15 protein-coding genes are annotated in these 17,879 nt (G+C 71.9%); 10 read left to right on the plus strand and 5 right to left on the minus strand.

All coding sequences use genetic code 11. The features are described from left to right. The first annotated feature begins 319 nt into the window (after nt 1-319). From ABTY59_RS26040 to icmA, 4 genes are all read left to right on the plus strand, one after another. Nucleotides 320-1,648, plus strand: a complete 1,329-nt coding sequence (locus ABTY59_RS26040; RefSeq protein ID WP_502995429.1) for an MFS transporter — start codon at nt 320-322, stop codon at nt 1,646-1,648. Between the two features lie 20 nt (nt 1,649-1,668). Next, a complete protein-coding gene (locus ABTY59_RS26045) occupies nt 1,669-2,178 on the plus strand; it encodes a MarR family winged helix-turn-helix transcriptional regulator (protein ID WP_352021509.1) in 510 nt (169 codons plus the stop codon). A gap of 55 nt (nt 2,179-2,233) precedes the next feature. Next, nucleotides 2,234-2,566, plus strand: a complete 333-nt coding sequence (locus tag ABTY59_RS26050; RefSeq protein ID WP_352021456.1) for a DUF3817 domain-containing protein — start codon at nt 2,234-2,236, stop codon at nt 2,564-2,566. A gap of 72 nt (nt 2,567-2,638) precedes the next feature. Next, nucleotides 2,639-4,339 carry a coenzyme B12-dependent isobutyryl-CoA mutase large subunit gene (icmA, locus tag ABTY59_RS26055; RefSeq protein ID WP_352021457.1) on the plus strand — a complete coding sequence of 567 codons (1,701 nt, stop codon included), beginning with the start codon at nt 2,639-2,641 and terminating at the stop codon, nt 4,337-4,339. Between the two features lie 60 nt (nt 4,340-4,399). On the opposite strand, the gene ABTY59_RS26060 is transcribed toward icmA, so the two are convergent. Then, a complete protein-coding gene (locus ABTY59_RS26060; protein WP_352021458.1) occupies nt 4,400-5,035 on the minus strand; it encodes a TetR/AcrR family transcriptional regulator in 636 nt (211 codons plus the stop codon). A gap of 329 nt (nt 5,036-5,364) precedes the next feature. Between ABTY59_RS26060 and ABTY59_RS26065 the strand changes: the two genes are divergently transcribed. The 4 genes from ABTY59_RS26065 (at nt 5,365) to ABTY59_RS26080 (ending at nt 9,578) form a co-directional block, all read left to right on the plus strand. Beyond that, nucleotides 5,365-6,330, plus strand: a complete 966-nt coding sequence (locus tag ABTY59_RS26065) for a tetratricopeptide repeat protein (protein WP_352021459.1) — start codon at nt 5,365-5,367, stop codon at nt 6,328-6,330. A gap of 593 nt (nt 6,331-6,923) precedes the next feature. Beyond that, the gene (locus ABTY59_RS26070; protein WP_352021460.1) at nt 6,924-7,610 is read left to right on the plus strand and encodes a DUF6230 family protein; all 687 of its coding nucleotides are present in this window, start codon (nt 6,924-6,926) and stop codon (nt 7,608-7,610) included. Nucleotides 7,611-7,729: 119 nt separating this feature from the next. Beyond that, on the plus strand, nt 7,730-8,299 hold the full coding sequence (locus ABTY59_RS26075) for a DUF6114 domain-containing protein (protein ID WP_352021461.1): 570 nt from the start codon (nt 7,730-7,732) through the stop codon (nt 8,297-8,299). Further along, nucleotides 8,289-9,578 (plus strand): hypothetical protein, encoded by a 1,290-nt coding sequence (locus tag ABTY59_RS26080; RefSeq protein WP_352021462.1) that lies wholly within the window; start codon nt 8,289-8,291, stop codon nt 9,576-9,578. Before ABTY59_RS26075 ends, ABTY59_RS26080 begins: the two co-directional genes overlap by 11 nt. A gap of 84 nt (nt 9,579-9,662) precedes the next feature. Here the strand turns inward: ABTY59_RS26080 and ABTY59_RS26085 are convergent, their stop codons facing one another. From ABTY59_RS26085 to pta, 4 genes are all read right to left on the minus strand, one after another. Then, entirely contained in the window at nt 9,663-10,157 is a 495-nt protein-coding gene (locus tag ABTY59_RS26085) for a hypothetical protein (RefSeq protein ID WP_352021463.1), read from the minus strand. A 247-nt stretch (nt 10,158-10,404) separates the two neighbouring features. After that, entirely contained in the window at nt 10,405-11,835 is a 1,431-nt protein-coding gene (pyk, locus tag ABTY59_RS26090) for a pyruvate kinase (protein WP_352021464.1), read from the minus strand. 82 nt (nt 11,836-11,917) lie between these two features. Continuing rightward, nucleotides 11,918-13,147 carry an acetate kinase gene (locus ABTY59_RS26095; protein ID WP_352021465.1) on the minus strand — a complete coding sequence of 410 codons (1,230 nt, stop codon included), beginning with the start codon at nt 13,145-13,147 and terminating at the stop codon, nt 11,918-11,920. After that, entirely contained in the window at nt 13,144-15,225 is a 2,082-nt protein-coding gene (gene pta, locus ABTY59_RS26100) for a phosphate acetyltransferase (RefSeq protein WP_352021466.1), read from the minus strand. The genes ABTY59_RS26095 and pta overlap by 4 nt, the downstream gene beginning before the upstream one ends. Before the next feature lie 306 nt (nt 15,226-15,531). Here pta and ABTY59_RS26105 point away from each other — a divergent pair, with 306 nt between their 5' ends. Both ABTY59_RS26105 and ABTY59_RS26110 read left to right on the plus strand, forming a co-directional pair. Next, nucleotides 15,532-16,557 (plus strand): ATP-dependent 6-phosphofructokinase, encoded by a 1,026-nt coding sequence (locus tag ABTY59_RS26105; protein WP_352021467.1) that lies wholly within the window; start codon nt 15,532-15,534, stop codon nt 16,555-16,557. A gap of 201 nt (nt 16,558-16,758) precedes the next feature. Then, nucleotides 16,759-17,874, plus strand: coding sequence for a hypothetical protein (locus ABTY59_RS26110; protein WP_352021468.1), 1,116 nt, complete (start codon nt 16,759-16,761; stop codon nt 17,872-17,874). The last annotated feature ends 5 nt before the right edge of the window (nt 17,875-17,879 follow it).

Below are 17,879 nucleotides of genomic sequence, written 5' to 3' on the forward strand. Positions count from 1 at the left end.
GTCCCAGGCGCCCGCGCCCACCCCTGCCCACGCGCCCCCCACCGGAGAGCGCACGCCCGGGGCGGCGACCGGGACACCACCCGAGGCCGGCCCCGGGCCGGCGCGCGAGACCACGACCGGGCCCGAGGCCGGGGCTTCGCCCGCGCCCGTGGCCGGGGCTTCGCCCGCGCCCGGGGCCGCGCCCGAGGTCGCGCCGGCTGTGCCCGCGCCCGAGGTCGCGCCGGCTGTGCCCGCGCGGGCGTCGGCCGCTCCCGTTGCCGTGCCGGCCGGCCCCGCACCCGACGCCCCGGCTGCGCCGCCCGCACCCGACGCCCCGGCCGTGCCGCCGGTGCTGCCCGCGCCCGCGCTGCCCGCGCCCGCCGCCGCGCCGGCCTCGCCCGCACCCGACGCCCCGGCCGTGCCGCCGGCGCTGCCCGCGCCCGTCGTGGCCGCCTCCCCCGCCCCCGGATACCGCGCCGTCTTCGCCGTCCGGGAGTTCCGGTTCGTGTTCGTGGCGCATCTGTTCTCGCTGCTCGGGGTCGTCGTCAGCGAGCTCGCGCTCACCGTGCTCGTCTACGACATGACCCGGTCCCCGCTGCTCTCCTCGCTCACCTTCGCGCTCGGGTTCCTGCCCTACCTCCTCGGCGGCACCCTCCTCGCCGGGCTCACCGACCGGCTCCCGCCCCGTCGGATCCTCGTCGTCTGCGACCTCGTCTGCGCCGGCTGCGTCGCGGTCATGGCCGCGCCCGTCACCCCCGTCGCCGTCCTGCTGGCGCTGCGCTGCGCCATCGCCGTCGTCTCGCCCGTCTTCAACGGCACCCGCATGGCGACCCTCGCCGACATCCTCGGCGAGGGCGACCTCTTCGTGCTCGGGCGCTCGCTCCTGCGGATCGTGTCGCAGAGCGCGCTGCTCACCGGCTACGCCGCCGCCGGTGTCCTCCTCACCGTCGTCCCGCCGCGCGGCGCCCTCGTCGTCACCGCCGCCACGTTCCTCGCCTCCGCGCTGCTCCTCCGGCTCGGCACCGCCCGCCGCCCCGCCCGCGCGGGCGGCGAGGCGAGCGGGCTGTCGGGGACCTTCGCCGTGCTGCGGAACCGGCGCGTGCGGGCCCTGATGCTGATGTTCTGGGTGCCGCCGCTCTTCGCCGTCGTCCCCGAGGCCCTCGCCGCCCCCTACGCCGACGAGATCGGCGTCTCCACCGCCGCCCTCGGCCTCCTCATGTGCGCCCTGCCCGTCGGCACCATCGCGGGCGAACTCCTCGCCGGGTCGTTCCTGTCGGCCGCGACCCGCTCCCGGATCGTGCTGCCGCTCGCCGTCGCGAGTGTCGTGCCCTACCTGCTGTACGCCCCCCGGCCCGGCGTCGCCCTCGCGGCCGTCGCGCTCCTCCTGGCGGGCGCCACCGGCGCGTACACCCTCGGTCTCGACGCCTGGTTCGTCGCGGCCGTCCCGGAGGAGCAGCGGGGGAGGGCGATGACCCTGATGACGGCGGGGATGATGACCGTCCAGGGCGTGGGCATGGCCGGGGCCGGGATCGCGGCCGAGTTCGCCCCCGTGCACACGGTCGTGGCCGGTACCGGCGTCCTCGGAACGGTGTGCCTCCTGGCCGCCGCCGCCGAGCTGAGGGCCACCGGGCCGCGACCGAAAGGCGAGACGGGGCTGACCGGCATATGACCAGTCGGTATGGTCGACGGGTGCCGAAGCCGCTCAGTCTCCCCTTCGACCCCATCGCCCGCGCCGACGAACTCTGGCAGAAGCGCTGGGGCCCGGTCCCCTCGATGGCCGCGATCACCTCGATCATGCGCGCCCACCAGATCCTCCTCGCGGAGGTCGACGCGGTCGTCAAGCCGTACGGCCTGACCTTCGCGCGGTACGAGGCCCTGGTCCTGCTCACCTTCTCCAAGGCGGGCGAGCTGCCGATGTCGAAGATCGGCGAGCGGCTGATGGTCCACCCCACCTCGGTGACGAACACGGTGGACCGGCTCGTGAGGTCCGGGCTCGTCGACAAGCGGCCGAACCCCAACGACGGGCGCGGCACCCTCGCCTCCATCACGGACAAGGGCCGCGAGGTGGTCGAGGCGGCGACCCGGGACCTGATGGAGATGGAGTTCGGGCTCGGCGCGTACGACGCCGAGGAGTGCGCGGAGATCTTCGCGATGCTGCGCCCGCTGCGGGTCTCCGCGCACGACTTCGACGAGGGCTGACCCGGAACGGGGCCCCCGCGAAGATCGCCCGGAACGTGCCGTTACGCTCGGAGCCATGAAATCCAGCGTGCTGACCCGCTACCGCGTCATGGCGTACGTGACCGCCGTCATGCTGCTCGTGCTGTGCACCTGCATGGTCTTCAAGTACGGGTTCGACATGGGCGAGGACGTGACCTTCGCGGTCTCCCAGGCCCACGGCGTCCTCTACATCATCTACCTGGTCTTCGCCTTCGACCTGGGCTCCAAGGCGAAGTGGCCGTTCGGCAGGCTCCTGTGGGTGCTGCTGTCCGGGACCATTCCCTTCGCCGCGTTCTTCGTCGAGCGCAAGGTCGTCCGCGACACGCTCCCGCTGGTCAGCGGCGTGCGGCCGGAGCCGGTCAAGGCCTGAGGACTCACCCCCGCACTGATGTGCGGGGGTTTCCCATCGACATTTACTAGGACGTCCTAGTAAATTCGAAGCATGGACGCTGACGCCATCGAGGAAGGCCGCCGTCGCTGGCAGGCCCGTTACGACAAGGCCCGCAAGCGGGACGCCGACTTCACCACGCTCTCCGGCGACGCCGTCGAGCCCGTCTACGGGCCCCGGCCCGGCGACACCTACGAGGGGTTCGAGCGCATCGGCTGGCCCGGTGAGTACCCCTTCACCCGGGGACTCCACCCGACCGGCTACCGCGGCCGGACCTGGACCATCCGCCAGTTCGCCGGCTTCGGCAACGCCGAGCAGACCAACGAGCGCTACAAGATGATCCTGGCCGCCGGCGGCGGCGGCCTCTCCGTCGCCTTCGACATGCCGACCCTCATGGGCCGCGACTCCGACGACCCCCGCTCCCTCGGCGAGGTCGGCCACTGCGGCGTCGCCATCGACTCCGCCGCCGACATGGAGGTCCTCTTCAAGGACATCCCCCTCGGCGACGTCACGACGTCGATGACGATCTCCGGGCCCGCCGTCCCCGTCTTCTGCATGTACCTGGTCGCCGCCGAGCGCCAGGGCGTCGACCCGGCCGTCCTCAACGGCACGCTCCAGACCGACATCTTCAAGGAGTACATCGCGCAGAAGGAGTGGCTCTTCGAGCCCGAGCCCCACCTGCGCCTGATCGGCGACCTGATGGAGCACTGCGCGGCGAACATCCCCGCGTACAAGCCGCTCTCCGTCTCCGGCTACCACATCCGCGAGGCCGGCGCGACGGCCGCGCAGGAGCTCGCGTACACCCTCGCCGACGGCTTCGGCTACGTGGAGCTCGGCCTCTCCCGCGGCCTCGACGTCGACGTCTTCGCCCCCGGCCTCTCCTTCTTCTTCGACGCGCACCTCGACTTCTTCGAGGAGATCGCCAAGTTCCGCGCCGCCCGCCGGATCTGGGCCCGCTGGATGAAGGAGGTCTACGGCGCCACGACCGACAAGGCGCAGTGGCTCCGCTTCCACACCCAGACCGCCGGCGTCTCCCTGACCGCCCAGCAGCCGTACAACAACGTCGTGCGGACCGCGGTCGAGGCCCTCTCCGCCGTCCTCGGCGGCACCAACTCCCTCCACACCAACGCCCTCGACGAGACCCTCGCGCTCCCCAGCGAGCAGGCCGCCGAGATCGCGCTGCGCACCCAGCAGGTGCTCATGGAGGAGACCGGCGTCGCCAACGTCGCCGACCCGCTGGGCGGCTCCTGGTACGTCGAGCAGCTCACCGACCGCATCGAGGCCGACGCCGAGAAGATCTTCGACCAGATCAAGGAGCGCGGCCGCCGCGCCCACCCGGACGGGCAGCACCCCATCGGCCCGATCACCTCCGGCATCCTGCGCGGCATCGAGGACGGCTGGTTCACCGGCGAGATCGCCGAGTCCGCCTTCCAGTACCAGCGCTCCCTGGAGAAGGGCGACAAGCGGGTCGTCGGTGTCAACGTGCACCACGGCTCCGTCACCGGCGACCTGGAGATCCTGCGGGTCAGCCACGAGGTCGAGTGGGAGCAGGTCCGCGTCCTCGGCGAGCGCAAGGGCCGCCGCGACGACGCCAAGGTCCGCGCCTCGATCGACGCGATGCTGGCCGCCGCCCGCGACGGCTCCAACATGATCGCCCCGATGCTGGAGGCCGTACGGGCCGAGGCGACGCTCGGCGAGATCTGCGACGCCCTGCGCGACGAGTGGGGCGTCTACACGGAGCCCCCGGGCTTCTAGGACCCCGCACACGGAAGGGGCGGTACGGGACCTCCCGTACCGCCCCTCAGCCGTCCCCGCTCAGAGGCCGGCCGTCGCCGCCGCGCCCAGGCCGCCCACCAGGAGCGCGGAGAGCCGGGCCACCCACGGGGCGTCGACCGGCTCGGCGCTGACCAGCGCGCGGTGCACGACCGCGCCCGCGATGACGTCGAAGATCAGGTCGTCGGTGGCGTCCACCGCCACCGGGTCGCGGCCCGGGGGGAGTTCGCCGCGCACCTGCGCCCGCTCACGGCCCGCCAGGACCAGCCGCTTCTGCCGGTCGACTATGGAGGCGCGGATCCGCTCGCGCAGCGGCTCGTCCCGGGTCGACTCGGCCACCACCGCCATCAGCGCCGTCTTGGTCTCGGGCCGTTCGAGGAGGGCCGCGAACTGGAGCACGACGTGCTCGATGTCGGCCTGCAGGGAACCCAGGTCGGGCAGTTCGAGTTCGTCGAAGAGGACGGCGACCGCGTCCACCACGAGCTCGTTCTTGTTCGCCCAGCGGCGGTAGAGCGTCGTCTTCGCAACCCCCGCGCGGCCGGCCACGTCCCCCATCGTGAGCTTGGACCAGCCGAGATCGACCAGGGCCGCTCGGGTCGCCTCCAGGATGGCCGTGTCGGCCTCGGTGGAGCGGGGGCGCCCGGTACGGCTGCGGCGGGGGTTGGTGCGGCTACACATGGAAAGCGACCATACCCGCCGGTAGGTATACCGCCAGAGGTCGGTGATGTGAGGCAGTTCACCGTGCGGATCGCGTCCGCGGCCTCCCCCCGGATCCGTCCCTGGAGTTACGCTACGACCTGTAGCGAAAGGCATTGAGCGGCCTGAGCGACAACCGCAAGCACCGGGTGGGGACCTGGTGCGACCGAAGGTGCCGGATGGGGATCCGGCGCCACCGAAGACGAAGAACCGTGTCGTCCACGCGTCTCGCACACCGGCGGGAGATCCGCGGACGGCACGGTTCAGCCATGGCTTACCGGTTACGCGCGCGGAAGGGGGAGGATGTATCCATGCAGCCCCGAAACATGTCCATGAGCGGCGTCGTCGACCTCGCCGCGGTGAAGGCGGCCGGAGAGGCCAAGGCGAAGGCGGAGCAGGTGCGCGCCGAAGCCGCCCGGCAGGGCGGAACCGCCGCCGTGCCCCCGTCGGCCCTGGTGATCGACGTCGACGAGGCCGGCTTCGAGCGCGATGTGCTCCAGCGCTCCGCCGAGGTTCCGGTCGTCCTCGACTTCTGGGCCGAGTGGTGCGAGCCCTGCAAGCAGCTCGGCCCCCTCCTGGAGCGCCTCGCCGTCGAGTACAACGGCCGCTTCCTGCTCGCGAAGATCGACGTCGACGCCAACCAGATGCTGATGCAGCAGTTCGGCATCCAGGGAATTCCGGCCGTTTTCGCGGTGGTCGCCGGTCAGGCGCTGCCGCTCTTCCAGGGCGCGGTGCCCGAGGCGCAGATCCGGGAGACCCTCGACCAGCTCATCCAGGTCGGCGAGGAGCGCTTCGGCCTCACCGGCATCGCCGTCGACGCGGACGCCGACGCCTCGGCCCCCGCCGCGCGGCAGGCCGGTCCGTACGACGCCCTGCTCGAAGCGGCCATGTCCGCGCTCGACGCGGGCGATCTGGCCGGCGCCGTCCAGGCGTACAAGAACGTGCTCGCCGACGACCCGGCCCACCCCGAGGCGAAGCTCGGCCTGGCGCAGGCCGAACTGCTCACCCGCGTGCAGGATCTGGACCCCGGCGCCGTCCGCAGGAACGCGGCGGACAATCCGGCGGACGTCGCCGCGCAGATCGCCGCCGCCGACCTCGATCTGGTGGGCGGTCACGTGCAGGACGCCTTCGGCCGTCTCGTGGAGACCGTGCGCCGCACGGCGGGCGAGGACCGGAACGCGGCGCGGCTGCGGCTCCTGGAGCTGTTCGAGGTGATCGGCACCGACGACCCGCGGGTGACGGCGGCGCGACAGGCTCTCGCGCGGGTGCTGTTCTAGCGCTCCGGAGGTGCCGGATCGTCCGACGATTTGGCAGCAGGGTGACAAAACGCGGCCGCGCTTTACCAAAACTTGGTAATCGCGGCCGCTGTTACTTGCAGTAAATCGAACCCGACGTTCTGTCCGCATTTATCCGATGATCTCCTGACATTCCCTGTCGCTCAAACGTACCCAGCGTGCCCGTTCGGTCCCGCCCCGCCATGGCGTGGTTATCCACCCGTTACTAGCCAGTAACGAACCCCCTTGTGCGGGGGCCCGGAATGGACCACGATCGGCCACGCTCGGTCCGAACCGCACCACCCCGGCAACCAACCGGGTCGGCGGCGAGGGTCCCCACCGAGTGGACCGGTGTTCCGGCACCGGTCGTGGACAGGGGGGTTCCCGCTCTCACCGAACGGGGCCTGTCCAATCAGGCCGTGCCCGATGGCGCGGCCCATGGTTGTCGCTCGGGGGTGATCGCCGGTGATTCGGACGCGCATCGCGCCGCCTGATGCCTCGGCGCTCTCCTTCCCGAGGACGTAGCTCTTCTCCCATCCCAGGGTGGCCCCCCGGGGGTCCCTCCGGAGATGTACGTCCGAGAAGGAGGAATTCTCATGCAGTCCCAGGTTCGTGGCGGGACCAGATGGAAGCGGTTCGCCGTCGTCATGGTCCCGAGCGTGGCCGCGACGGCCGCGATCGGTGTGGGTCTGGCCCAGGGCGCGCTGGCCGCGTCCTTCAGCATTTCCGGCCAGGAGTTCAAGGTCTCGGCTCAGAGCCTTGAGGGTAACGACTTCGTCCAGTACGGCAGCGTGGACGGCGGCAAGACCCTGGAGGGCAAGGACTTCGCGGCCCCCGTGGCGGTCTCCGGCTTCTCCGAGGCCTGGATCACCAAGATGTGCCAGTCGGTCGTCACGCCGAAGGTGCCGTTCATCAACGACTCGGTCACCCTCCGCCTGGAGGCCGGCAACAAGGCCGCCTCGTCCGGCGACAAGAAGGACGCGGTCTACGCGAAGGACATCTACCTCGATGTCTCCGACCTCAAGTCCGACGCCGAGTTCGGCAACATCGACATCGGCGTGGCGGCCGGTCAGCTCAACGTGGGCCCCGATGGCAAGCCGATTCCGGGCAAGCCGGGCATCCAGCCCAACACCAAGGCCAACCCGTACGGCTTCGGTCAGCGCGCCCAGACGGCGACGCTGAGGAACGTGGAGCAGAAGGCCTGGGCGACCACGGCCGGCACCTTCAAGCTCCCCGGCCTGCACCTGTCCCTGTCCAAGGGCACGGCGGACGAGTGCTACTAGGAGCGACCGGTCCGTGAGGACCGATCCGTCCTGAGGGTGGGGCCGTTGCGTGCGGTCCCACCCCCCAGGTTCCTTCTCTTCATCTTTTCTCAGCAACACCGCTTCCAGGGAGCTGTTCCATGAGCGCCGAGTACCCCGCCTCCCGCGAAGTCACCAAGAAGGAGAACCGGTTCAAGGTCTGGCGGCAGACCCGGCCCTTCTGGGCGGGACTGTTCACCATGATCGGCGGCGTACCGATCGCCTACCTCCCCTACGGGGACATGCGGCTCGGCAACATGACGCTCGCCATGCAGACCACCGCCGGGTCGGCCGCGCTGATCATCGGCGTCCTGCTCATCACGCTCGGACTGACGATGTGGTTCCAGCCCATCGTCCGAGTGTTCGCGGGGGTTGCGTCGATCGTCCTGGCACTCGTCTCCATCCCGGTGTCGAACTTCGGCGGCCTCGTCGTCGGATACCTCTTCGCCCTCATCGGAGGCGCCATGTCCGCCTCCTGGGCCCCCGCGCCTGTGGTCGAGGAGACCGAGGACGCACAGCACGACGGTCACCCCGAGGCCTCCTACGAGGCCGGTGCGGAGCCCGAGACGCAGGCCGTGCCGGCGGCCGCGTTCCCGGAGCAGCGCGAGGCGGAGCACCTGGCGACCGAAACCACGACCGACGCCAACGGCGGGAGGAACAGTGCGGGGTGACGAGAATCAGTCGGCGCTCGCGAAGGAGGGCCCGCGGCACGCGGCCCCGCGCAAGTCGCTGCTGAACAGGATCCAGGGCCCCGCCGGGAAGGCGATGGCACTGGCCGCCATGCCGACCGCGGTGCTCGTGGGCATGGGCCTCACGCCCAAGCTCGCCCTCGCGGACGACAAGGACATCCCCTTCGCCCCCGGCCCCTGTGTGACCCGCTCCGACGAGCCGACGCCGGAGGCCTCGGAGACGCCGAAGCCGGAGGAGAGCGCCAAGCCCACCGCGACGGCCACGCCGACGGACACCCCGTCGGCGACCGCCACGCCGACGGCCACCGCGACGCCGCCCGCGACCCCGACGCCCACCGCGACGGCGACCGGGCAGACGGCCGCGCCGCAGGGTCAGCCGCAGGCGACGACCGCCCCCGCGCCGACGGCCACGCCCACCCCGACGAAGTCCAAGAACCCGCTGGACCCGCTGGGCCTGGGCGACGCCCTGAAGGACCTCTTCGACGGCCCGGACAAGACGCCGACGGCGACGCCCACGACGGCGGCGCCGACGACCCCCGCGCCGCAGCAGACGGAGGCCCCCGCGGGCAAGACGCCGGCGACCGACGCCCCGACGCCGACCGCTACGGCGTCCACGAAGCCGAAGCCGGCGGAGGACCCGGACGCCGACCGGACGAGGAAGGCGATCGAGAAGGCCGCCGCCGAGGCCGGCGCCAAGGTCGAAGAGCTTCCCGAGAGCGCCAAGGGCCTCGACGCCAAGCCGGACACGGACATACCCGACGGGGCCAAGCCCCGCTTCCCGTGCCCCGAGCTCGACGAGAAGGCGCTCGCCGACGCCCAACTGGAGCCGGGCATCCCGCTGCTCCCGGACGAGCCGTGGCGCCTGGAGAGCTCGGTGCTCACGCTGCACGGCCTGAAGTACCACGGCATCGTCGAGGTGAAGACCGGTAGCGGCAAGATCAAGAAGGTCCTCAAGTTCACCGCCAGTGGGGTCGGCATCAAGGACCTGCACCAGATGACGGACCACTCCGAGGGCCGCACGGCCCACATCCGTTCGGAGAAGGGGTCGACCTCGACCATCACCGGCGGCACGGTGACCATGTACACGGAGGAACTGAAGGGCAACCTCCTCGGGATCATCCCGATCACCTTCAGCCCGCAGTCCCCGCCTCCGCTGAACCTCCCGGAGGTCCTCTTCACCAGCGTGAAGCTGAAGCAGGCGGGCCAGTTCGGCGGCACCCTCAAGGTCAAGGGCCTCCGTAACACGATCGAGCCCAGCTGACCCCCGCAGCCCTCCGGGAGCCGCACGACGACGGCCTCCCCCTCCCGACCGGGAGGGGGAGGCCGTCGCTCTTGTGTTCCGGCGTCAGCCGAGCGCCACGGAGGCGGCCCTCCGGATGCGCTTGGTGCGCCCCGCCGCCGCCAGCACGCGCAGCACCGACGGGTCGGACACCTCGGTGGCGATCCGCAGCTGCAGCCAGTCACTCCAGCCGTTGACCAGCTCGGGGCCGAACTCCCGCACCCCCGCGCCGGACCGCAGATCCTCCAGGGTCCCCAGTTCCTGGGCCCGGCGCGTACTGAAGGCTCGAACCGCAGGAGCGAGTGCCCGCACCCAGGACTCCCGCTCGGCACGCGGCACCCGTTCCAGGGCCTCGCCGACGACACCCGACGCGAGTGCCGCGTCGGACTCCGCCCCGACCGCGGCCAGCAGGACCGGCCGTGCCGCGTCGGAGGCCAGAGCCGCGCGGTACAGCTCCCACCGGGCGTGGCCGTCCGCCAGGTCGCGAACGGCGGTGCCGGTCAGCGCCTCTAGACGCCGTACGGCGTCCCGGAGGGCGGGGGGCACGTCAGCATCCGTCATTGGCCTTGAACCTTTCCATGGCGACTCGGATGTTCTCCCTGATGGTACGGAGGTTGTTGTCGACGACGGCCTTCTCGCGCTCGCGGGCCGCGTTCCCCCGTTCCCGGGCAGCGTTCGCCTTCTCCGGCCTCGGCTATGCCGCGCTGCCGCTTGGCCTCGGCCGCAACCGTCTTGGCCGAAAAAGAACGGCGGTGGCCCGCACCCTCGACCAAGGGTGCGGGCCACCGCCGTCATGCGTCCCGGAGGGTCAGGCCTGCTGTGCGCCGCCCAGGTGGTGGACGCGGACCATGTTCGTCGTGCCGGGGACGCCGGGGGGCGAGCCGGCGGTGATGATCATGGTGTCGCCGGCGTTGTGGCGCTGGAGCTTGAGGAGCTCGGCGTCCACGAGGTCGACCATGGCGTCCGTGTTGTCCACGAACGGGACCAGGAAGGACTCGACGCCCCAGCTCAGGGTGAGCTGGTTGCGGGTGCCCTCGTCCGTCGTGAAGGCGAGGATCGGCTGCTGCGTGCGGTAGCGCGAGAGGCGGCGGGCCGTGTCGCCGGACTGGGTGAAGGCGATGAGCGCCTTGCCGTCGAGGAAGTCCGCGATCTCGCAGGCCGCGCGGGCGACGGAGCCGCCCTGGGTGCGCGGCTTCTTGCCGGGGACCAGGGGCTGGAGGCCCTTGGAGAGGAGCTCCTCCTCGGCCGCGGCGACGATCTTCGACATCGTCTTCACGGTCTCGATCGGGTACGCGCCGACCGAGGACTCGGCGGACAGCATGACCGCGTCCGCGCCGTCCAGGATCGCGTTGGCGACGTCGCTCGCCTCGGCGCGGGTCGGCCGCGAGTTGGTGATCATCGACTCCATCATCTGGGTGGCGACGATGACGGGCTTGGCGTTGCGGCGGCACATCTCCACGAGGCGCTTCTGCACCATCGGGACCTTCTCCAGCGGGTACTCCACGGCGAGGTCGCCACGGGCCACCATGACCGCGTCGAAGGCGGCGACGACGTCGGCCATGTTCTCCACGGCCTGCGGCTTCTCGACCTTGGCGATGACGGGGACCCGGCGGCCCTCCTCGTCCATCACCTTGTGGACGTCCTTGACGTCGTTCGCGTCGCGGACGAAGGAGAGGGCGACCATGTCGCAGCCCATCCGGAGGGCGAAGCGCAGGTCGTCGACGTCCTTCTCCGACAGGGCGGGGACGTTGACCGCCGCGCCGGGCAGGTTGATGCCCTTGTGGTCGGAGATGACACCGCCCTCGACGACGATGGTCTTCACCCGGGGGCCGTCGACCTCGACGACCCGCAGCTCGACGTTGCCGTCGTTGATGAGGACCTGGTCGCCCTTGGACACGTCGCCGGGCAGACCCTTGTACGTGGTGCCGCAGATCGACTTGTCGCCGGGGACGTCCTCGGTGGTGATGGTGAACTCGTCACCGCGCACCAGCTCGACGGGTCCCTCGGCGAAGGTCTCGAGACGGATCTTCGGGCCCTGGAGGTCGGCGAGGACGCCGACGGCGCGCCCGGTGTCCGCGGAGACCTGCCGGACGCGGTCGTACCGCTCCTGGTGCTCTGCCTGGGACCCGTGGCTGAAGTTGAATCGGGCCACGTTCATGCCGGCCTCGATGAGAGCCTTCAGCTGCTCATACGAGTCGACGGCGGGGCCCAGCGTGCAGACGATTTTGGAACGGCGCATGAGGCGGATCCTATCGGTTTGTTTCACTGCGGAATATTCCGTCTGGCGGAAAGTACAAATGGGCGCGGGTCCGCTCAAGCGTTCACTCGTTCGAGCCCGCCCCCTCCAGAACGAGCGCGTAGCTCTGGCGCGCGATCTCCAGCTCCTCGTCCGTCGGCACCACCGCGACCGCCACCCGCGCGTACACCGGCGAGATGATCCGGGCCTCGTCGGAACGCACCGCGTTGAGGTCCGCGTCCACCGCGAGCCCCAGCTCCTCCAGGCCCGCGATCGCAGCCTCCCGCACCGGGGCCGCGTTCTCGCCGACCCCCGCCGTGAACGCCACCGCGTCCACCCGGCCGAGCACCGCGTAGTACGCCCCGATGTACTTCTTCAGACGGTGGACGTAGATGTCGAAGGCGAGCGCCGCCCGCTCGTCGCCCTCGTCGATCCGCCGGCGGATCTCCCGCATGTCGTTGTCGCCGCAGAGCCCGACCAGACCGGACCTCTTGTTCAGCAGCACGTCGATCTCGTCCGCCGACATCCCCGCCACCCGCTTGAGGTGGAAGGTCACCGCCGGGTCGATGTCCCCCGAGCGGGTGCCCATGACCAGGCCCTCCAGGGGCGTCAGGCCCATCGAGGTGTCCACGCAGCGGCCGCCCCGTACCGCCGAGGCGGAGGCGCCGTTCCCCAGGTGCAGCACGATCACGTTCACCTCCTCCGGCTCCTTCCCGAGCAGCCGCGCGGTCTCGCGGGAGACGTACGCGTGCGAGGTGCCGTGGAAGCCGTACCGGCGGATCTGGTGCGCGTCGGCGGTCTCCACGTCGATCGCGTACCGCGCCGCCGCCTCCGGCATCGTGGTGTGGAACGCGGTGTCGAAGACCGCCACCTGCGGCAGGTCCGGGCGCAGCGTCGTCGCCGTACGGATCCCGAGCAGGTTCGCCGGGTTGTGCAGCGGCGCCACCGGCACGAGCCGCTCGATCTCCGCGAGCACCTCCTCGTCGATGACCGTCGGCTCGGTGAACCGCAGCCCGCCGTGCACCACCCGGTGGCCGATCGCCGCCAGTTCGGGGGAGTCGAGCCCCAGACCGTCGGCCGCCAGCTCCTCCGCGACGGCCTTCAGCGCGGCCGCGTGGTCCGGGATCGGCCCGGTCTTCTCCCGCTTCTGGCCTCCCCCGCCCTGCAGCGGGGTGTGCACGAGCCGGGAGGTGTCCTCGCCGATCCGCTCGACCAGGCCCTGCGCGAGCCGGCTGTCGTCCTTCATGTCGAGCAGCTGGTACTTCACCGACGAGGAGCCGGAGTTGAGGACGAGTACACGGGTGGGGGTCGTCATGCCGGGAGCTCCTGGGCCTGGGACTGGATCGCCGTGATGGCGACCGTGTTGACGATGTCGCTGACGAGCGCGCCGCGCGAGAGGTCGTTCACGGGCTTGCGCAGACCCTGCAGCACCGGGCCGACGGCCACGGCGCCGGCCGAACGCTGCACGGCCTTGTAGGTGTTGTTGCCCGTGTTGAGGTCCGGGAAGATCAGTACGGTCGCCTGGCCCGCCACCTCCGAACCCGGCAGCTTCGTCGCCGCGACGGAGGGCTCGACGGCCGCGTCGTACTGGATGGGGCCCTCGATCCGCAGCTCCGGATGCGCCTCGCGGACCAGCTTCGTCGCCTCCCGCACCTTGTCGACGTCGGCGCCCGAGCCCGAGGTGCCGGTGGAGTACGAGAGCATCGCGATCCGCGGCTCCACGCCGAAGCGGGCCGCGGTGGCCGCCGACTGGGCGGCGATGTCCGCGAGCTGCTCGGCGTTCGGGTCCGGGTTGACCGCGCAGTCGCCGTACACGAGCACCTTGTCGGCGAGGCACATGAAGAAGACGGAGGACACGATCGACGCGTCCGGCTTCGTCTTGATGATCTCGAACGCGGGCCGGATCGTCGCCGCCGTGGAGTGCACGGACCCCGAGACCATGCCGTCGGCCAGGCCCTCCTGGACCATCAGCGTGCCGAAGTAGTTCACGTCGGCCACGACGTCGTACGCCAGCTCGACCGTGACGCCCTTGTGGGCCCGCAGCGCCGCGTACTTCTCCGCGAACGCGTCGCGCAGCTCCGAGGTCTGCGGGTCGATCAGCTGCGTGTCGCCGAGGTCCACGCTCAGGTCGGCGGCCTTCTTGCGGATGGCCTCGACCTCGCCGAGCAGGGTCAGATCGCAGACGTCACGGCGGATCAGCACGTCCGCGGCGCGCAGCACCCGCTCCTCGCTGCCCTCCGGGAGCACCACCCGGCGCCGGTCGGCCCGCGCCTGTTCGAGCAGCTCGTGCTCGAACATCATCGGGGTGACCCGGCCGCTGCGCGCGACCGAGACCCGCTTGAGCAGGTCGGCCGTGTCCACGTGCCGTTCGAACAGGCCGAGGGCGGTCTCCGCCTTGCGCGGGGTGGCCGCGTTCAGCTTGCCCTCCAGGGCGAACAGCTCGGCCGCGGTCGGGAAGCTGTTGCCGGCCACGGAGATCACCGGAGTGCCGGGCGCGAGCCGGGCCGCCAGGGTCAGGATCTCCTCGCTGGGCCGCTCGTTCAGGGTGAGCAGCACGCCCGCGATCGGCGGGGTGCCGGCCGAGTGGGCGGCGAGCGCCCCGACGACCAGGTCGGCCCGGTCCCCGGGGGTGACGACCAGACAGCCCGGCGTCAGCGCGTTGAGGAAGTTCGGCAGCATCGCGCCGCCGAAGACGAAGTCGAGCGCGTCCCGCGCGAGCCCCGCGTCGTCGCCGAGGACGACGGTGGCGCCGAGCGCGTGGGTGATCTGGGCGACCGTGGGCGCGGCGAGCGCCGGCTCGTCCGGGAGGACGTAGCAGGGCACGGGGAGCCGGGCCGTGAGCCGCTCGGCGATGGCCTCGCGGTCCTCGCCCGCCACCCGGTTGACGACCATCGCGAGCACGTCGCAGCCGAGACCGTCGTACGCCCGGAAGGCGTTGCGCGCCTCGGCCCGCACGGACTCGGCGGTCTGGCCCTTGCCGCCGACCACCGGGATCACGGAGGCGCCGAACTCGTTGGCGAGGCGCGCGTTCAGCGCGAGCTCGTCGGGGAGCTGGGTGGCGGCGAAGTCGGTGCCCAGGACGAGGACGACCTCGTAGTCGCGGGCCACGTCGTGGAAGCGGTCGACGAGCCGGGACACCAGCTCGTCGGTGCCCCGCTCGGCCTGGAGCGCGGAGGCCTCGTGATAGTCCATGCCGTAGACCGTCGCGGCGTCCTGCGAGAGCCGGTAGCGGGCGCGCAGCAGGTCGAAGAGCCGGTCCGGGCCGTCGTGCACCAGCGGCCGGAACACCCCGACCCGGTCCACCTGGCGGGTGAGGAGCTCCATGACTCCCAGCTCGACGACCTGGCGGCCGTCACCGCGGTCGATCCCGGTCACGTACACGCTGCGCGTCACGCCGTGGTCTCCTGTCCAGTCCTGCGGAAGGGGCCGAGCGGTGCCCTCGCGGCACCTCTTGCGCGGCCCGTGCGTCAATCGACAGTGCTCAGAAAGCCCCGATAGGGCGGCATTACCCCCTTGACAATACCCCCGCCAGTGGTTAGGTCGCCCGCCGGACGAAGGGCCCGTGGACCTGGGACGAAAGGCCTCCGCGGAGCCGCCGGGAGGGACGCGCGGACCGCCGGCGAGCACGCCGCCCGAGCGGAGCGTGTGAGAATTGCGGTGGCTCATAACGGACCGCGACCGAGCAGGAGACACAGCACGATGCGCATCGGAGTTCTCACCGCAGGCGGCGACTGCCCCGGCCTGAACGCAGTGATCCGGTCGGTCGTGCACCGGGCCGTCACCAACTACGGCGACGAGGTCATCGGCTTCGAGGACGGCTACGCGGGCCTCCTCGACGGCCGCTACCGCCCCCTCGACCTCAATGCCGTCAGCGGCATCCTCGCCCGTGGCGGCACCATCCTCGGCTCCTCCCGCCTGGAGCGCGACCGCTTCCGCGCGGCCTGCGACAACGCCAAGGAGCTCATCGAGAAGAGCGGCTTCGACGCGCTGATCCCGATCGGCGGCGAGGGCACCCTGACCGCGGCCCGGATGCTCCACGAGGCCGGCGTGCCCGTCGTCGGCGTCCCCAAGACCATCGACAACGACATCTCCTCCACCGACCGCACCTTCGGCTTCGACACCGCCGTCGGCGTCGCCACCGAGGCCATGGACCGGCTCAAGACCACCGCCGAGTCCCACCAGCGCGTCATGGTCGTCGAGGTGATGGGCCGGCACGCCGGCTGGATCGCCCTGGAGTCCGGCATGGCCGGCGGCGCCCACGGCATCTGCCTGCCCGAGCGCCCCTTCGACCCGGCCGACCTGGTCAAGATGGTCGAGGAGCGCTTCTCCCGCGGCAAGAAGTTCGCCGTCATCTGCGTCGCCGAGGGCGCCCACCCCGCCGCAGGCACGATGGACTACACCAAGGGCGAGATCGACCAGTTCGGCCACGAGCGCTTCCAGGGCATCGGCACGGCCCTGGCGTACGAGCTGGAGCGCCGCCTCGGCAAGGAGGCCCGCCCGGTCATCCTCGGCCACGTCCAGCGCGGCGGCACGCCCACCGCGTACGACCGGGTGCTCGCGACCCGCTTCGGCTGGCACGCGGTGGAGGCCGTGCACCGCGGTGACTTCGGCCGGATGACGGCGCTGCGCGGCACGAACGTCGAGATGGTGCCGCTGGCCGAGGCCGTCACCCAGCTCAAGACGGTCCCGGAGGACCGGATGCGCGAGGCGGAGTCGGTCTTCTAGAGCGGGCACCCGGAGCCCGGACCCGGAACGATCCGAGTGGCCCCGACCATCCCCCCGTGGACGGTCGGGGCCACTCGCGTCCCGCACGGCATCACCCCCGGAAATGCCGGTTTCCACTCTTGAGCCCCGGCGCGAGATCAACAAGGCTGGGGCCTGTCCCGGACATGTCCCAACCCAGTCCGGCGGAAGGGGGAGGCGCGGATGACGCCGGGGAAGCAGGCTCCCGATCCACGGGAGGCACGGACCCCCGCCGAGTTCCTGGTGTGCCTCCAGGCGGTCAAGGAGCGCTCGGGCCTCACCTACCGCGAGCTGTCGGCGCGGGCGGCGTCGCACGGCGACGTCCTGCCCCGGTCGACGGTGGCGAACATGCTGTCCCGTCCGACCCTGCCCCGCGAGGAACTCCTCACGGTCTTCCTCCGCGCGTGCGGGGTCGCACCGGACGAGGCGGAGGCCTGGCGGACGGTACGGGGGGAACTCGCGCTCCGGGGGGTGTACGAGCCCGAGGGGGCCGAGCCGGGCCCCGCGACCACGGGGGACCGGGAGCGGGACCGCGCCGAGGGGGCCACGGACGGTCGCGTCGAGCCGGTCCCCGGCGGCGACCCGGACGAGGACTCGGCCGGCGCGGGCGAAGGGCCGGCCGGCGAGGCCGAGGATTCGCGGGGTGCGGGCGGCGGCAGCGGAGGCGTGCCCGTCTGGCCCGGGGGTGTCCACGGGGACGGGGAGCGCGCCGGGACCCCGTCCCGGATACGGCGCGGCCTCGTCGCGGCGGTCGCGCTCGCCGGGCTCGTGCTCGCCGGTGTCAGCGTCGTCGCCTTCCTGAGGGACGGCCACGCCGGGCATCCGCCCCGTACCCCCACCGCACCCGCCGCCGGGGACGTCCGCGTCCGGGTGGCCGGTACCGAGTTCTGCCTCGGGGAGCGGCGCGGCACCCGCAGCGGCCAGGTCCACCAGCTGCCGTGCGCCGCCGCGGGCGTCCCGCACTACTCCCTGGCGGAGCTGGGCGGCGGCCGGTGGAGGATCGTTTCCGACCATCCCGACTTCGGCCCCGGCTGCTCCGGCATACCCTCCGGCGGCCGGATACCCGACGCCGCCTACGAGGACTCCGAGTGCGGCGACCCGACCCGGGTCGAGTCCTTCACCCTGGAGGCGTTCGGCACCCCGGTCGAGGGGTACCGGATCGTCCCCGTCGGCTCCGCCACCCCCGGCAGCTGCGTCACCGTCGTCGGTGACCGCTCGGCCGCCTGGGCGCGGCTCGCCCAGGCGCCCTGCGCACCGGACGCGGCCGGCCAGCTCTTCGACTTCGACCGGCGCGACTGACGGGC

The sequence above is a fragment of the Streptomyces sp. NPDC096079 genome, assembly GCF_040303145.1.
GTDB lineage: Bacteria > Actinomycetota > Actinomycetes > Streptomycetales > Streptomycetaceae > Streptomyces.

Excerpts from the sequence above, each read along its gene's own strand:
- ABTY59_RS26070 (WP_352021460.1), top strand. The coding sequence starts at position 6,924 with ATGCAGTCCCAGGTTCGTGGCGGGACCAGATGGAAGCGGTTCGCCGTC.
- ABTY59_RS26050 (WP_352021456.1), top strand. The coding sequence starts at position 2,234 with ATGAAATCCAGCGTGCTGACCCGCTACCGCGTCATGGCGTACGTGACC.
- ABTY59_RS26060 (WP_352021458.1), bottom strand. The coding sequence starts at position 5,035 with ATGTGTAGCCGCACCAACCCCCGCCGCAGCCGTACCGGGCGCCCCCGC.
- pyk (WP_352021464.1), bottom strand. The coding sequence starts at position 11,835 with ATGCGCCGTTCCAAAATCGTCTGCACGCTGGGCCCCGCCGTCGACTCG.
- icmA (WP_352021457.1), top strand. The coding sequence starts at position 2,639 with ATGGACGCTGACGCCATCGAGGAAGGCCGCCGTCGCTGGCAGGCCCGT.
- ABTY59_RS26085 (WP_352021463.1), bottom strand. The coding sequence starts at position 10,157 with ATGACGGATGCTGACGTGCCCCCCGCCCTCCGGGACGCCGTACGGCGT.
- ABTY59_RS26075 (WP_352021461.1), top strand. The coding sequence starts at position 7,730 with ATGAGCGCCGAGTACCCCGCCTCCCGCGAAGTCACCAAGAAGGAGAAC.
- ABTY59_RS26065 (WP_352021459.1), top strand. The coding sequence starts at position 5,365 with ATGCAGCCCCGAAACATGTCCATGAGCGGCGTCGTCGACCTCGCCGCG.
- ABTY59_RS26095 (WP_352021465.1), bottom strand. The coding sequence starts at position 13,147 with ATGACGACCCCCACCCGTGTACTCGTCCTCAACTCCGGCTCCTCGTCG.
- ABTY59_RS26110 (WP_352021468.1), top strand. The coding sequence starts at position 16,759 with ATGACGCCGGGGAAGCAGGCTCCCGATCCACGGGAGGCACGGACCCCC.
- ABTY59_RS26105 (WP_352021467.1), top strand. The coding sequence starts at position 15,532 with ATGCGCATCGGAGTTCTCACCGCAGGCGGCGACTGCCCCGGCCTGAAC.